Origin of the sequence: Novispirillum itersonii (genome assembly GCF_014205675.1) — a bacterium.
Classification (GTDB): Bacteria; Pseudomonadota; Alphaproteobacteria; order Rhodospirillales; family Rhodospirillaceae; genus Novispirillum; species Novispirillum itersonii_A.
The window spans coordinates 1-13,942 of the sequence record NZ_JACIIX010000013.1 but is presented as its reverse complement, the minus strand read 5'-3'; the positions used below and the strand labels follow the sequence as shown (position 1 = coordinate 13,942).

14 protein-coding genes and 1 riboswitch are annotated in these 13,942 nt (G+C 66.8%); of the genes, 5 read left to right on the top strand and 9 right to left on the bottom strand.

Annotated features, from left to right (window positions below):
• Positions 1–90 precede the first annotated feature (90 nt).
• From FHS48_RS15520 to FHS48_RS15495, 6 genes are all read right to left on the bottom strand, one after another.
• Positions 91–1,362, bottom strand: a complete 1,272-nt coding sequence (locus FHS48_RS15520) for a dicarboxylate/amino acid:cation symporter (RefSeq protein ID WP_184264683.1) — start codon at positions 1,360–1,362, stop codon at positions 91–93.
• A 227-nt stretch (positions 1,363–1,589) separates the two neighbouring features.
• Positions 1,590–4,010, bottom strand: a complete 2,421-nt coding sequence (locus FHS48_RS15515) for a bacteriohemerythrin (protein ID WP_184264681.1) — start codon at positions 4,008–4,010, stop codon at positions 1,590–1,592.
• 132 nt (positions 4,011–4,142) lie between these two features.
• Positions 4,143–4,784: a dethiobiotin synthase gene (gene bioD / locus FHS48_RS15510; RefSeq protein ID WP_221443547.1), complete on the bottom strand. Its 642-nt coding sequence runs from the start codon at positions 4,782–4,784 to the stop codon at positions 4,143–4,145.
• Complete coding sequence (locus FHS48_RS15505) at positions 4,784–5,587, bottom strand: methyltransferase (RefSeq protein ID WP_184264678.1); 804 nt, start codon at positions 5,585–5,587, stop codon at positions 4,784–4,786. The genes bioD and FHS48_RS15505 overlap by 1 nt, the downstream gene beginning before the upstream one ends.
• A complete protein-coding gene (locus FHS48_RS15500; RefSeq protein ID WP_184264676.1) occupies positions 5,584–6,213 on the bottom strand; it encodes an alpha/beta fold hydrolase in 630 nt (209 codons plus the stop codon). Before FHS48_RS15500 ends, FHS48_RS15505 begins: the two co-directional genes overlap by 4 nt.
• Positions 6,210–7,409 carry an aminotransferase class I/II-fold pyridoxal phosphate-dependent enzyme gene (locus tag FHS48_RS15495; protein ID WP_184264674.1) on the bottom strand — a complete coding sequence of 400 codons (1,200 nt, stop codon included), beginning with the start codon at positions 7,407–7,409 and terminating at the stop codon, positions 6,210–6,212. Before FHS48_RS15495 ends, FHS48_RS15500 begins: the two co-directional genes overlap by 4 nt.
• Positions 7,410–7,595: 186 nt before the next feature.
• Between FHS48_RS15495 and FHS48_RS15490 the strand changes: the two genes are divergently transcribed.
• The 5 genes from FHS48_RS15490 (at position 7,596) to FHS48_RS15470 (ending at position 12,593) form a co-directional block, all read left to right on the top strand.
• Positions 7,596–8,816 (top strand): cyclic nucleotide-gated ion channel, encoded by a 1,221-nt coding sequence (locus FHS48_RS15490; RefSeq protein WP_184264672.1) that lies wholly within the window; start codon positions 7,596–7,598, stop codon positions 8,814–8,816.
• 32 nt (positions 8,817–8,848) lie between these two features.
• Positions 8,849–9,117, top strand: a riboswitch (cobalamin riboswitch).
• Positions 9,118–9,320: 203 nt separating this feature from the next.
• Positions 9,321–10,349, top strand: coding sequence for an ABC transporter substrate-binding protein (locus FHS48_RS15485; protein ID WP_184264670.1), 1,029 nt, complete (start codon positions 9,321–9,323; stop codon positions 10,347–10,349).
• The gene (locus tag FHS48_RS15480; protein ID WP_184264668.1) at positions 10,349–11,362 is read left to right on the top strand and encodes a FecCD family ABC transporter permease; all 1,014 of its coding nucleotides are present in this window, start codon (positions 10,349–10,351) and stop codon (positions 11,360–11,362) included. The genes FHS48_RS15485 and FHS48_RS15480 overlap by 1 nt, the downstream gene beginning before the upstream one ends.
• Positions 11,362–12,168, top strand: a complete 807-nt coding sequence (locus FHS48_RS15475) for an ABC transporter ATP-binding protein (RefSeq protein WP_221443546.1) — start codon at positions 11,362–11,364, stop codon at positions 12,166–12,168. Before FHS48_RS15480 ends, FHS48_RS15475 begins: the two co-directional genes overlap by 1 nt.
• On the top strand, positions 12,162–12,593 hold the full coding sequence (locus FHS48_RS15470; protein ID WP_184264666.1) for a pseudoazurin: 432 nt from the start codon (positions 12,162–12,164) through the stop codon (positions 12,591–12,593). The genes FHS48_RS15475 and FHS48_RS15470 overlap by 7 nt, the downstream gene beginning before the upstream one ends.
• A gap of 106 nt (positions 12,594–12,699) precedes the next feature.
• Here FHS48_RS15470 and FHS48_RS15465 read toward each other — a convergent pair whose 3' ends face one another.
• The 3 genes from FHS48_RS15465 to FHS48_RS19935 form a co-directional block, all read right to left on the bottom strand.
• Entirely contained in the window at positions 12,700–13,095 is a 396-nt protein-coding gene (locus tag FHS48_RS15465) for a HEPN domain-containing protein (RefSeq protein WP_184264664.1), read from the bottom strand.
• A complete protein-coding gene (locus FHS48_RS19940) occupies positions 13,092–13,580 on the bottom strand; it encodes a nucleotidyltransferase domain-containing protein (RefSeq protein WP_221443545.1) in 489 nt (162 codons plus the stop codon). The genes FHS48_RS15465 and FHS48_RS19940 overlap by 4 nt, the downstream gene beginning before the upstream one ends.
• Before the next feature lie 58 nt (positions 13,581–13,638).
• The coding region (locus FHS48_RS19935) for a hypothetical protein (protein ID WP_221443544.1) at positions 13,639–13,942 on the bottom strand (304 nt) is incomplete at its 5' end.

The following is a 13,942-nucleotide window of genomic DNA, read 5'->3' as shown; positions in this document are numbered from 1 at the left end:
GAGAGGACCTAAAAATACACCTGTGCCTCCCCTCCGCACAGAGCCCCCCCCGGAGCGTCCGGCGGGGGGCCATGTTACAGTGTGATCTGCTTACGCTTTCTCGACGGCGGCAACCGGGGTGTCGTCGTCGGCCAGATAAGCGCCGTTGAAGACATCCTTGTTCAGCAGGCCTTCGGTGCGGGCGACCAGCACCGGCACCAGTGCCTGACCGGTGACGTTGGTGGCGGTGCGCATCATGTCCACCACCCGGTCAACGGCGATGATGTAGCCGATGGCTTCCAGCGGCAGGCCGACAGCGTTCAGGGTCAGGGTCAGCATCACGATCGACGGGCCCGGCACCCCGGCGGTGGCCAGAGAGCCGATGACGGCGGTGACGAAAATCGCCACATAGGCCCCGGTGGACAGCTCCACGCCGGTGTACTGGGCGATGAAGATGGCGGCAATCGCCGGGAAAATCGCGCCGCAGCCATCCATCTTCATCGACGCGCCCAGCGGCACGGCGAAGCTGGCATATTCCCGCGCCACGCCCAGTCGGTTGACGGTGCTGGACAGGGTCATCGGCAGGCTGGCGAAGGAGGAGGCGGTGACAAAGGCCACCTGCGTCGCCGGGGCGGCCCCCTTAAAGAACTTCAGCGGGTTCAGGCCGTGCAGCCAGGTCAGGCCGCCGTAAACCACCACCAGATGGATGGCGCAGGCGACATAGACGGCGACGATGTACTTGGCCAGCGGCGCCAGCGCCCCGGCACCGTAAACGCCGACCACCCAGGCAATCAGGCCGAAGGTGCCGATCGGGGTGAGCTGCAAGGCGATCTTCACCACCTTCATCACCACGTCATTGGCTTCGTTGACGAAGGTGCGCACCGTTGCGGCCTTGTCGCCCATCACCGCCAGAACTGCGCCGATCACCAGCGCAAAGAACAGCACCTGCAACACGTTGCCGTCAGCCATCGCCTTGAACGGGTTGGACGGCACCACGCCCAGCAGCACCTCCAGCGGGCCGGGGATCACCTTCGGCTTCACGTCCTGAAGGGCAAGCTGGCCGAGGCCGAGGCCGGGTTCCAGCAGCAGGCCGGTGCCCAGCCCGATCAGCGAGGCGAAGACGGCGGTCAGGATGAAATAGCCGATGGTCTTGGTGCCCAGCCGGGCCGCACCGCCGACGCCGTGCAGATTGGCGACGGAGGAAATGATGCTGGTCAGCAGCAGCGGGATCACCACCATGCGGATCAGGCTGATGTAGAGGTCACCGACCGGCTTGAACCAGTCTTTGGCCGACGGTCCCGCCAGCCATCCGGCCAGCGCGCCGAGGGCGAACCCGGCCAGAACCCGCTGCCACAGCGGAATGCGGACCCACTGGGAATACATGGGGGAGTCTCCTCTTGGGTGTCCGGACCACCGCCCCCGGCGGGGGACGGCCGGGGGCGGTGCGATTGTCGGACACTGTTATCGTGGAGGACAGCTGTATTCCACATCCTGACCATTTAGAAAGGATATTTTGCACATAGTCATTATGTGTTTTGTGCATGTCTGAGGGGAATGGTTTTTATTAACGTGAATTTTAAGTGGAATCTCGCAGGGAGTGTGGCGCAGGCTTACCCGTGCCCCTGCTGCCGGGCTGCCCCGGTCAGGAACTGAGCGAAGGCTTTGTCATATTTCAGGGTGTGATCGCCCAGCCACTGCGAAATGAAGGTCAGGGCCTGAATGCTGACATCCTGCCCGGCGGCATCCTGTCGGACCAGCCCGTCGAGATCGGCGAGGAACCGCTGGTGGGCCTGCCGGTGCGGATCAAGGTCGGGGTAGCCGGTCCGGCTCATTTCCCGTTCCTCCAGCGCCAGATGCGGATCAAAATGCGCCTTCAGCTTTGTCAGCATGGCACTGACACTGTCTTTCCCCTGTCCGGACTGCATCTGACGGTAATAGTCATTCAGCAGGTCGAGAAACTCCCGGTGGTCGCGGTCAATCTCCGGATGGCCGGTTTCCAGCCGGGGGTCCCATTCCATCAGGACCGTCACGTCGTTGTCGGAGCGCACCCGGTTGAGGAAGGATTGCACCTGCCGCCGCAGCACCTCGCCCTGCCGCGACAGGTCGGCGGCAGCCCCGGAAATCTGGGTGGCGGCCGCCCCGGTTTCCCCGGCGGCCTGCGTCACCGACTGGATGCTGCGGGTAACATCGCGGGTTCCGGCCGAGGCCTGTTCCACATTGCGGGCAATTTCGCCGGTGGCGGCGGTTTGCTGTTCCACTGCGGCGGCGATGGAGCTGGCGATCGCGTCGATTTCTGAAATGGTGTTGGCAACCCCCTGAATCGCCTGCGCGGACTCATTGGTCACGGTCTGCACATTGCCGATCTGGGCGGCGATTTCATCCGTGGCACGGGCAGTCTGGTTGGCCAGACTCTTCACCTCGTTGGCCACCACGGCAAACCCTTTTCCGGCGTCTCCGGCGCGGGCAGCCTCGATGGTGGCATTCAACGCCAGCAGGTTGGTCTGGGCGGCGATGTCGGAAATCAGGCGGACCACCTCGCTGATCTTGCTGACGGCATCAACCATCTTGACGACCGTCTCCCGGGTGCGGTCAGCCTGATGGCGGGCCTGACCGGCGACTTCCGATGATTTATGGACGTGACGGCTGATCTCGCTTTCCGATGCCGCCAGCTCTTCGGCGGCGGAGGCAACGGTGCCGACATTGGCGGCGGCTTCCTCGGCCCCGGCGGCAACGGTGGTGGCGTCAACGGCGGTCTGGTTGGCGGTGGTGGACATCACCTTGGCCGAGGCCTCAAGTTCCGTCGAGACGGCGGCGACGGTGTTGACGATATCACCGATCTCCTCTTCAAAGCGGTCGGCCATCTGGATCATCGCCGCCTTCCGCTCGGCTTCCGCCCGCTTCTTATCGGCTTCCTGCCGGGCTTCCAGTTCCTTCACCTTCACCATCTGCTGGCGGAAGTGCTCAACGGAGTCCGCCATCAGGCCGATTTCATCTTTCCGCCCGATGCCGGGGATGACAGTCTCCAGATTGCCCCGGGCCAGATCGCCCATCGACCGGGTCATGCCGATGACCGGGGTGGCAATGGCGCGCCCGATGAAGAAGGCCGCCAGAATGCCGCTGGCGATGGCAAACACCGACACCACGACGGAGATCAGCGTATCCCGCCGGATGCGGTCGGTGGCGCGCGGCCCCAGATCGTCCTGCCGGGCCTTGACGGTCAGCGTCCGGTCCTCAATAGCGGCGGCGACTGCCGGGCCGATGCGGTCCAGCGTGCTGGTGGTGATGGCGTTGCGGTCGGTAATGGCCTTATGGATCGCCTCGAAGGTTTCGCGGTAAGCGGCCGTGCTCTTGTGGGCTGCCTCGGCGCGTGTCTTCAGGTCGGCGGCCCGCAGGGATTCCATAAGGGTCTGCGCACTCTGCTGATAGGCATCCAGCTCGGCGTGGACCTGCCGGTAGGCATCCTCGCTTTCTTCCAGCAGGTATTTCAGGACGTGAACCCGTGCCAGCAGGATGTGCCGCAGGGTCAGCCCGGCGGTATAGGCGGCGGAGGCGTTATCGGCCTGCATCGCCCCTTTCATCACGTCGGTCAGGTCGCGTTCAATCTGGGCGCCGGTCTGGCCGAGGGGGCCGTCAACCAGACTGTCCCGCCGGGCCTGCAGGGTTGTGACCTGATCAAAGGCGGCGGCGTAGTTGCGCAGATCCTGCACCGTCCGGCGGATGGCGTCCTGTTCTTCCGGGGCGGTGATCAGGGACTGGTAGGCCTCCGCCGCCTGTAAGGTCTCGGTGACACGGGCCTTGAAGGCGCTGATGTCTTCCGGGCGGGCGTGAAGCAGGAAGTTCTTCACTTCCAGCCGGGCGGTCAGCAGGTTGGCCTCCACCCGGCCTGCCTCGTTGGTCTGGCGGGCAAGGGTCCGGTATTCGGTGAACAGGCCGCTGACCGTGTTCAGCGACAGGGTGGCGATGCCACCGACCACCAGAAGCAGAACCAGAACCGCCGAGAAACCGGCAAAGATCCGATACGATATTTTCATCGCAACCCCCGAACATGATAACGGCTTCATGTTCAGTGATGAAACACCCGGGGCCTTTGGATTTCAACCAAAGATAACTTGTCTATGATTTTTTGTAATCATTGGTATTTGCAGTCGTACGGCTTTGCCCGCTTATTCCAGCGGGCTGATGTCAAGGGTGTCTGCCGCCGTGGCGATGGCAGCGGCGGTCAGGTCCGGCAGCCGGGGGATGCGGCCCAGCACCGGCACCCCGCCCAGACGGGCAATGGTGGCGATATTGTCCGGGTGATCCGGCCCGCTGAACAGCACCCCGCCGATGCGCAGGTTGCGGGATCGCAGGGCGGCCAGAGTCAGCAGGGTATGGTTGATGGTGCCCAGCCCGGTGCGGGCGGCCACCACCACCGGCAGGGCCAGACGTTCCGCCAGATCCAGCATCAACAGGGTGCCGTCCACCGGCACCATGATGCCCCCGGCCCCTTCCACCACCAGTGGTCCGGCGTAGGCGGGTAGGGTAAGGGTGCTGGCATCAATCACCGCGCCCTCCCGCGCCGCCGCCTGATCGGGCGACAGCGGGGCGCGGAAGGTATAGGCCGGGGCCGGGAAGTCGGCATCGGCGGATCCGGTCAGGTCGGCGACGGTGCCGGTGTCGCCGCGTGGCAGGTCATCCAGCCCGCTCTGTACCGGTTTCCAGTATCCGGCCTGTGGCCAGCGGCGGCGCAGGGCCACCAGCAGGCAGGCCGAGGCGATGGTTTTTCCGGCATCGGTATCGGTTCCGGTCATGAAAACGCCGCGCATCAGGGGTCCTCCGCAGGCCACAGAACAGTCAGGACATCATAGGCGGTCAGGAAAGGTCGCCCGTGCAGTGCCCGCAGCACCCGCCGCAACTGCCCGGCGGGCAGGGGAGGGTGGCCGGGGGCGGCGGTGCGGGCCCCGGTGCCGCGCAGGTGGTGCAGGAAGTCTCCCACACCGGGGAACGGCAGGGGCTGGCGGTGTTGCCGCACCTCGGCGCCGGGGCCGAGCGCCATCCGCAGGGCGTCAGCCGTGGGATAGGGCGGCGTGCCGGGGGTGACCCCTGCCGCCCGGCAGGCGTCCCGCCATTCGGCGAAGGTTCCGCTGCCCAGCGTGGTGACGGCCAGCAATCCCCCCGGAGCCAGCATGGCCCGCAGCCGCCGCAGTCCGGCGGGCAGATCGGTGAACCATTGCACCGCCATGCTGGAGGCAACCAGATCAACGGGCAGATCAACCGGTCTATCCTGTTCCGGGGCCATCTCCGGTGCTTCACCATCCATCACCGCCCCGGTCAGGGTGATCCCGGGCGGCGGGCTGACCCGCGACAGGCAGGCCTGCACCATCGCCGGGGACAGATCGGTGGCCTGCCACCGGGATCCGGCAGGCAGGGCGGGCAGCAGCGCGGCGGTCAGGAACCCGGTGCCGCAGCCGATTTCCAGCCCGGACAGCGGCGTGGACGGCAGGCGCTGCCGGATCTCCGCCGCCAGCGTGACGGCAATCCGGTGCTGGGCCTCTCCGGCACGGTCATAGGTGGCGGCGGCACTGTCGAAGCGGCTGCGGACCGTCGTTTTCCAGTCCGGCGTTCTCACGGCAGGCAGGCCCGGATTGCATCCGCCACCACAGCCGGATGGGTCAGCGGCAGCAGATGGCCGCCGCCGGAGACAAACCGTACGCTGTCACCGAAACAGGCGCGGCTGTGGTCGGGGGGGATCAGCGGATCGCCATCCCCGGCCAGTGCCGTCAGCGGGGCTGCATGGAGGGCGGCGATGTCATCGCGCAGCCGTTCCAGATCGCCGATCAGCCGTCCGCTTTCCGGCGGTCCCTCCGGCACGGCGGCGGCATCGCCGATCTGGGCGCGGAACCCGGCCAGCACGGCGGCGGCATCGCTGCTGATTCCCCGGATCATCCGGGCCAGCCCGCGCGGAGCCACTCCGGCGGCAAAGTCCGGGGCGGCGGCGAAACGGGTGAAGCCGTTGACGGCCAGCACCGGCACGGCGGCCAGATCCGGGTGCATCAGGGCCCACAGGCTGCCGAAGGAATGGCCGACCACCAGATCCGGCCTTCCGACAGGGCGGTGTTCCGGCCCGAAATAGCCCAGATCCACCCGCTCCAGCCGCAGCGGCGCGCCGGACAGGGCGGCGGCGACCGCGTCCCACAGGGCGGGGGTGTAGCTCCAGCCATGGATCAGCCAGACGGTTTTTACGGCAGAGGTCATGCTCCGGCCCGGGCAAAAGCGGTGAAGGCGTCGGTCAAGGCGGCAATATCCTCCGGTGTGTGGGCGGCGGACAGGGCCAGCCGCAGGCGGCCACTGCCGGGGGGCACCGTCGGCGGGCGGATCGCCACCGTCAGCAGGCCCCGCTGCTCCATGAAACGGGCGGCGGCCAGCGTGTCAGCCTCCGCCCCGATCACGGCGGGGATAATCTGGGTATCGGAGGTCAGGGTGTCGATCCCCAGACCGTGCAGAACCCCGCGCACGGTGTCGGCATGGGCGGTCAGCCGCTGCCGGGCCGCCTCCATCTGCGGGATCAGGTCCAGCGCCGCCAGCACCGCCCCCAGCACCGGCGGCGGCAGGGCGGTGGCGTAGATAAAGCCGCGGGCCTTGGTCACCAGCCAGTCGCGCAGCAGCGCATCGCAGGCGACAAAGGCCCCGTAGCCGCCAAGGGCCTTGCCGAAGGTGCCCATCACCATCCCGACCCGTCCCTTCACCGCCGGGTCGGCGCACAGCCCGGCCCCCTGCGGCCCCAGCACGCCGGTGGCATGGGCCTCATCCACATACAGTTCCGCCCCGTATTTTTCAGCCAGAGCGCACAGGCCGGGCAGGTCGGCGCGGTCGCCATCCATGCTGAACACGCTTTCGGTGACGATCAGGCGCGGGCCGGGGGCGTCGGCGTGGCGGCTCAGCAGGGTTTCCAGATGCGCCAGATCGTTGTGATGGTACCGTATCTGCCGGACCCCGGCCCCGATCACCCCGTCGTGCATCGAGGCATGGGCCAGCCGGTCCATGAACACCAGCGGTGCCTTTCCGGCGATGTCGGCATCCAGCAGGGCGGCCAGAACGCTGGCGTTGGTGGCGAAGCCCCCGGCCATCACCAGCGCGGCACCGCTGCCTTTCAGGGCGGCCAGACGGCTTTCCAGCGCGTCGTGCAGGGGCAGGGTGCCGCTGACAAGGCGGGAGGCGGTGGCCCCGGTGCCGTGGTCGGCGGCGGCGCGGGCGGCGGCGGCGGCCAGAGCCGGATGATGGGCCAGCCCGAGATAGTCATTGCTGGAAAAATTGATCAGCGGCTGGCCGTTCCGCGTCACCCGGCGGACTCCGCCGCCGTCCGGCGCGGTGACGGTCAGGCTGCGGCGGCGGCTGGCGGCCTCCAGATCGGCAAGCCGCGCGGCAATCTGCAGGCGGAAGGAACGGTCCATGGCTGGCCCTTTTCAGCAAAACGCAGCCGGAGTTATAGCAAATCCGGCTGCGGCGGGAAGGGCAGGATGCACGGGCACATGGATGCGCAGGATTTAAGGCGAGCAGCCCCTTGCCGCCGCCTGCCTGCTGCCTGTATTCAAAGGGGCAGTCCTGTGTCCCCCCATCAGTCTGGATCCCCCCGCCGGATGACCACTGCCGTCTCACCCCACCCGACCCCGCCGCATGCGGGGCGGATGATCCGCCTGCGGATGCGCCTGCACGACCTGCTGATGGACCGGGCGGTCCTGACCCCGGCCAAGACGTGGCTGGATTACGGTCTGATTGCCGTGGTGCTGATCAACGTCATTTCCGTGGTGTGGGTGACGGAAGAGTCAATCCCGTGGGAGCATGAGGAGCTGCTGCTGGCGCTGGACTGGGTCACCACCCTGATCATCACGCTGGAATACCTGTTGCGGCTGTGGGTCTGTGTCGATGATCCGCCGCTGATGCGCATCGTCCGCTGGAAGGCCCGGCTGAAGTATGCCACCACCCCGATGGGGCTGGTTGATCTGGTGGCGATCCTGCCCAGCTACATCGGCCTGCTGACCAGCATGGATGCCCGGGTGCTGCTGATCCTGCGGCTGTTGCGGCTGCTGAAGATGGCGCGCTATTCGCCGGGGATTTCCTCGGTGCTGGCGGCGATTGAGGCGGAGCGGCGGGCGCTGGTCGCCTCCCTGCTGATCATCGTGCTGGCGCTGGTGCTGGTGGCGGGCATCATGCACCTGATCGAAGGCCCGGTGCAGCCGCAGAACTTCGGCTCCATCCCCAAGGCGATGTGGTGGGCGATCATCACCCTGACCACCACCGGCTACGGCGATGTGGTGCCGGTGACGCTGCTGGGGCGGATCTTTGCCGGGATGACCACGCTGCTCGGCATCATCGTCTGCGCCGTGCCCGCCGGTATCATCGCCTCCTCATTCATGACGGAGATCCGCAAGCGCGACTTTGTGGTGTCGTGCCGTCTGGTCGCCAAGGTGCCGTTCTTCCACCGGCTGGATGCGGTGCAGCTGGCCGATATTGCCGCCACCCTTCAGGCGCAGGTGCTGCCGGCCAAGCATCTGATTTTCCACCACGGTGACCCGATTCACCGCGTGTACTTCCTGATCGAGGGGGAGGTGCTGATCTCGCTGCGCGACGGCACCCGCCTGACCTTTGGGCCGGGCGATTTCTTCGGTGAACGCGCCCTGCTGTTTGATGAGCCGCACGGCAGCGACGTGATGACGGTGTCGGAATGCCGGGTGCTGTATCTGGACCGCGACCCCTTCCTGTCGATGCTGCGCCAGCATGTGCCGCTGCGGCAGGCGATTGTGGAGATGGCGGAGCGCCGCTACGGCAAGCGCCCGCAGGTTCCGGGTTTTCCGCTGTGACGGGAACGGCCTTGACACCCGTTCGCAACTGGCGATAACTGTCCGCCGACGGTTCCCCGGCCATGAGGTGCTGGGGATTAAAAGGGAACACGGTGCGGATGACCCTCGACGGGGCCAAAACCGTGGCTGCCCCCGCAACTGTAAGCGGCCCGTACCCAGCGGTACGGATGCCGTTCCCCATCGCCGGATCCCTCTGATCCGGCAGGCCACTGTGGCTCCGCCGGTCCGGCGGGGACCATGGGAAGGCCGGGGAATGGCCGGTGCCGTAAGCCAGGAGACCTGCCGCCAGCCTGTCCGGGGTGTTCCTCGGGCGGGGGATCCATCGTCACGGGCGGGGAAGCCCGGAGACTGGAACCGTCGGAGACCCTGCGCCGCCAGCCCCTGATCCGGGGCGTGAAACCGGTCGGACAGGGGGCCGTCTGTCCTGCGTCCCTTTCCCCCGTGGCCATCGTCTGCCGGAGACCGCGCCTGTGTGCCGGTCCGTCGCTCTGTCGGGGCCTGATCATGCTGTCTTTCAACACCGGCTTCAAAGCCGCCTGCGCCGCCGCTGTCCTGTGCGGTGCGTTTTCTGCCGCCGCCACCGCGGCCCAGACCACCTATCCGCTGACCCTGAAAAACTGCGGGCGCGACATCACCTTCCGCAAGGAACCCGCCAGCGCCGTCACCGTCGGCCAGAACAGCACGGAAATCCTTTACATGCTCGGCCTTGGCGACCGGGTGAAGGGCACCTCGGTGTGGTTCGCCCCGGTGATGAAGGGGTACGAGGAGGTCAACGCCAAGGTGCCGCGTCTGGCCGACAATGATCCGGGCTTTGAGACCGTGGTTGCCAAAAAGCCGGAGATGGTGGCGGTACAGTTCCAGTGGCACATCGGCCCGGAAGGCATTGTCGCCCGCCCGGAACAGTTCGAGACGCTGGGGATTCCGGTCTATACCTCTCCCGCCGACTGCGTGGGGAAGGACAACAGCGGCGGCGGTGACGGCGTGCGCAACGACGCCTTCACCATGGATCTGGTCTATCAGGAAATCCGCGAACTGGCGCAGATCTTCAACGTGCCGGACCGGGGGACCGCGCTGGTGGAGGCCCTGAAGGCCCGCGAAGCCGCAGCCCGCGCCAAGGTGACGGGGGCCAAAGGAACTCTCTCCGCCGTGTTCTGGTTCTCCAGCGCCGAGCTGGACCTTGACCCCTATGTGGCGGGCCGCAAGGGCGCACCGGGCTACATCATGCAGGCGCTGGGCATCCGCAATGTGGTGGAAAGCGACGAGGAATGGCCGACCGTCGGCTGGGAAACCATCGCCAAGGCCAACCCGACCCTGATCGTCGCCGGAAAAATGGACCGCCGCCGCTTCAAGGCCGATGACATTGCCGTCAAGCGTGCCTTCCTGAGCAGTGACCCGGTGACGAAGCTGATGCCCGCCGTCAAGGAAGGCCGGGTGTTTGAGCTGGACGCGCAGGCGATGAACCCCACCGTGCGCAGCCTTGACGGTATCGAGGCGCTGGCCAACGCCATCGCCGCCGCCGGTCTGGCCCGCTGATGATCCGCCTCCGGTTTTCTCTGGCGCTGCTGGCGGGGGGGCTGGTGCTGCTGGCCGCCCTCGCCATCGGGGCCGGGGTGGGGGAAACCGCCATTCCGCCCGATGTGGTGCTGAAGGCGGTGGCCAACCGTCTGTGGGTTGCGGGTTACCCGATTGACCCGATTGATGAAGGGGTGATCTGGAGTTACCGCCTCTCCCGCACCCTGATGGCCGCCTGCTGCGGGGCCGGGCTGGCGGTTTCCGGCGTGGTGCTGCAATCGCTGCTGCGCAATCCGCTGGCTGACCCCTATGTGATGGGGATCTCCGCCGGGGCCTCCACCGGGGCGGTGGCGGTGGCGCTGCTGGGGCTGGGCGGCGGGGTGGTCAGCATGTCCGCCGGGGCGCTGGCCGGGGCGCTGCTGGCCTTCGGCTTCGTCATTCTGCTGGCCCTGAAAGCCGGGCGCAGCCCGGTGATGGTGGTGCTGGCCGGGGTGGCGGGATCGCAGCTGTTCAACGCCATCACCTCCTTCGTCGTCGCCCGCTCCGCCAATGCCGAGCAGGCGCGCGGCATCCTGTTCTGGCTGCTCGGCAATCTCTCCGGGGTGCGCTGGCCCGATGTCGGGCTGGCCCTGCCGGTGCTGCTGGTGGGCATGGCGCTGTGCCTGTGGCATGTGCGGGTGCTGGATGCCTTTCTGTTCGGCAGCAGTTCCGCCGCCGCGCTGGGCGTTTCCGTGCGGCGGGTGTGGGTCACCCTGATCGGGGCGTCAGCGGTGATGACGGCGGTGATGGTATCCATGGTCGGTTCCATCGGCTTTGTCGGGCTGGTGGTGCCCCACGCCGTGCGCCTTGTCGCCGGGGTCAGTCACGGGCGGCTGCTGCCGCTGTCGGCCCTGTGCGGGGCGGTGTTTCTGATTATCGCCGATGTGGTGTCGCGGGCGCTGATCACCGGGCAGGTGGTGCCGATTGGTGTGGTCACCGCGCTGGTCGGGGCACCGGTGTTTGCCCTGCTGCTGATCCGGGGGAGGACCGCCTGATGCTGACCGCTGAGCACCTTGGCTGGGGCCTGCGGGACCGGGCCATCCTACAGGATATATCATTGACGGTGCAGGCCGGGGAGTTCGTCGGCCTGATCGGCCCCAACGGATCGGGGAAATCCAGCCTGCTGGCGCTGCTGGCCGGGTTGCGCCGCCCGGACCACGGCACGGTGCGGCTGGATGGGACACCGTTGCCCGCCATCCCCCGCCGCCTGCTGGCGCAGCGGCTGGCGCTGGTGGAACAGCAGGCCCAGACGCAGGAGCGGGTGACGGTCCGCCACGTCGCCGGACTGGGCCGCACCCCGCACCTTGGCGCCTTCACCCCGTGGAGCCCGCAGGACACCGCCTGTGTCGATCAGGCCCTGGCGGCGGTGGATCTGCTGGATCTGGCTGATCGCGACTGGTCCGGCCTCTCCGGCGGCGAACGCCAGCGGGCCCACATCGCCCGGGCGCTGGCCCAGCAGCCGGAACTGCTGCTGCTCGACGAGCCGACCAACCATCTGGATATCGCCCACCAGCTCGGCCTGCTGGATCTGGTGCGGCAACAGGGCCTGACCGTGGTGGCGGCCCTGCATGACCTGAACCACGCCGCGCTGTTCTGCGACCGCATCGCCGTGCTGCACCACGGGCGGCTGGATGCCTTCGGCCCCCCGGCCGAAATCCTGACCCCCGACCGCCTGCGCCGCGTCTTCGCCGTCGATGCGGTGGTTGAGACCGACGCCGACGGCCTGTGCCACATCCGTTACCGCGTGCCGCGCCGCCCGCCAATGCTTGCCGCCGCCCAAAAGGAGCTTGCCCGATGCTGAGAACCGCCCTGTGTGGTGTCCTTGCGCTCTTCTGTACCGCCGCGCAGGCCGAAACCGTGGAGGTGAAACTGCTGAACCGCAGCGACAGCGGCGCGATGGTGTTTGACCCGGCGCTGGTGACGCTCCAGCCCGGCGACAGCGTGCGCTTCGTGCCAACCCACAAAAGTCACAACGCCGCGACGATTGATGGCCTGATCCCGCCCGGCGCAACCCCGTTCAAAGGCCCGATCAGCGAAGAAATCACCGTGCCGTTCTCCGTGCCGGGCGTCTACGGCATCAAATGCTCCCCGCATTACGCCATGGGCATGGTGATGGTGGTCCGCGTCGGCCCCCCGGCTGCGGTGCCGGACGCCGCCCTGCCGCCGGACATCCCCGCCCGCGCCAAGGAAAGGCTGCTGCCGCTGCTGGAGCAGGCGGGACGGTAGGGGTGCGATAGGGGAGGGAGCGCAGGGCGCTGCCCTGCACCCGCAAGGAGCCTTGGGCTCCTTGACCTGAGGGGGGTGGGGGCGAAAGTCCCCAGACCTATGAGCCTTATTCAGGCCCCTCCCGGCACCAGTCCTCAATCTCATCAACTAAGGACGAGACCTCCTGCCACCCGGCGCGGATTTCGGCATCGTCAGGATCCATCGGCATTCCGCCGCCGGGCCGGGGATACCGTAAAGCCGTGGCGTAGGATGTAAACCCGTCAAACCCCATCAGGTCAGCACGCCACAGGTGATCCGCTGGCAACAGGGCAGCAAGCGCCCCAAGCTGATGATGACTGGTGGGAAAGCGGATCCCCTCCACCGTCAGGACCGCTTTCAGAAGCTTTTCAGCGGCCTGTTCAATGTTGAAGGCGGCGTGCCGGGGATGATCCGTCATTAACGTCTTCGCGACGGTCAGATCCTCCTTGGCAAGGGCAAGGTAGCTGGCAACAGCGGCCTTCATGCCATCTCCCCCCGGCGTACAGAGCGGTCGGCATACAGCATGCGTCCTTCGGTGGTGGCCCGGTTTACCAGACTCCCTTCCACAGCCCGATCGGTCTGAAAATCACCCCAGGAGCATGGCACCACATCAAACGGCAGGCCACAGGCGACCAAGGGGGCCGCAACAGCCCGATGGCTGTACGCCTGAGCCTCCAACCCATCCGGCAGCACCACCAGAAGATCAAAATCACTCTCAGGGTTGCCATCCCCCCGCGCCCGGCTGCCAAACAGCCAGACCATTTTAGGGCGCAAGGCCGCAACCAGCCGATCCCGGAGGAAGGCAAGCGCCGCGCCCTCGCTCCGGAAGGGGCCAACCGGTGGGACCTGCGCGTCTTTCAGCAACTGACGCACCTCTCCTTCCCGCCCCTGACGCAGCAGATTGGCGACGCTTTGCAGGATGTCACGGTGTTCCGGCAAAGCCCTGATCGATTGAACCGGAAGGGCCATGGTCACTCTCGTAATACAATTACAGAGAAAGTGTATGACGAAACGACCGTTTCCGCAATCAGGGCAAACAGCGTTGTGGCTGTTGGCAAATCGACTTTCTTAAAAAGGGAGACCTCCGGAAGTTGGCCTTTCCGGCTGCTGATCCGGCGCTGGTGACACCACAGCCCGGCGACAGCGTGCCCTTCACAAAGGCCACAACGCCGCCACCCTCGACGGCCTGATCAGCGAAGAGATGGTTCCGGGCGTCGACGGCATCAAATGCTCCCACTGACCTGCCTCGAGAAAACTCCTCCAGTTTAAAGTAGAGTCCGCCCATCGAGAGGACGGACGATATGAAGCGCAGCAGATTTTCAGAGGAACAG

Coding starts and splice junctions, on each gene's coding strand:
- FHS48_RS15520 (WP_184264683.1), bottom strand. CDS start 1,362: ATGTATTCCCAGTGGGTCCGCATTCCGCTGTGGCAGCGGGTTCTGGCC.
- FHS48_RS15515 (WP_184264681.1), bottom strand. CDS start 4,010: ATGAAAATATCGTATCGGATCTTTGCCGGTTTCTCGGCGGTTCTGGTT.
- bioD (WP_221443547.1), bottom strand. CDS start 4,784: ATGCGCGGCGTTTTCATGACCGGAACCGATACCGATGCCGGAAAAACC.
- FHS48_RS15500 (WP_184264676.1), bottom strand. CDS start 6,213: ATGACCTCTGCCGTAAAAACCGTCTGGCTGATCCATGGCTGGAGCTAC.
- FHS48_RS15495 (WP_184264674.1), bottom strand. CDS start 7,409: ATGGACCGTTCCTTCCGCCTGCAGATTGCCGCGCGGCTTGCCGATCTG.
- FHS48_RS15490 (WP_184264672.1), top strand. CDS start 7,596: ATGACCACTGCCGTCTCACCCCACCCGACCCCGCCGCATGCGGGGCGG.
- FHS48_RS15485 (WP_184264670.1), top strand. CDS start 9,321: ATGCTGTCTTTCAACACCGGCTTCAAAGCCGCCTGCGCCGCCGCTGTC.
- FHS48_RS15480 (WP_184264668.1), top strand. CDS start 10,349: ATGATCCGCCTCCGGTTTTCTCTGGCGCTGCTGGCGGGGGGGCTGGTG.
- FHS48_RS15475 (WP_221443546.1), top strand. CDS start 11,362: ATGCTGACCGCTGAGCACCTTGGCTGGGGCCTGCGGGACCGGGCCATC.
- FHS48_RS15470 (WP_184264666.1), top strand. CDS start 12,162: ATGCTGAGAACCGCCCTGTGTGGTGTCCTTGCGCTCTTCTGTACCGCC.
- FHS48_RS15465 (WP_184264664.1), bottom strand. CDS start 13,095: ATGAAGGCCGCTGTTGCCAGCTACCTTGCCCTTGCCAAGGAGGATCTG.
- FHS48_RS19940 (WP_221443545.1), bottom strand. CDS start 13,580: ATGGCCCTTCCGGTTCAATCGATCAGGGCTTTGCCGGAACACCGTGAC.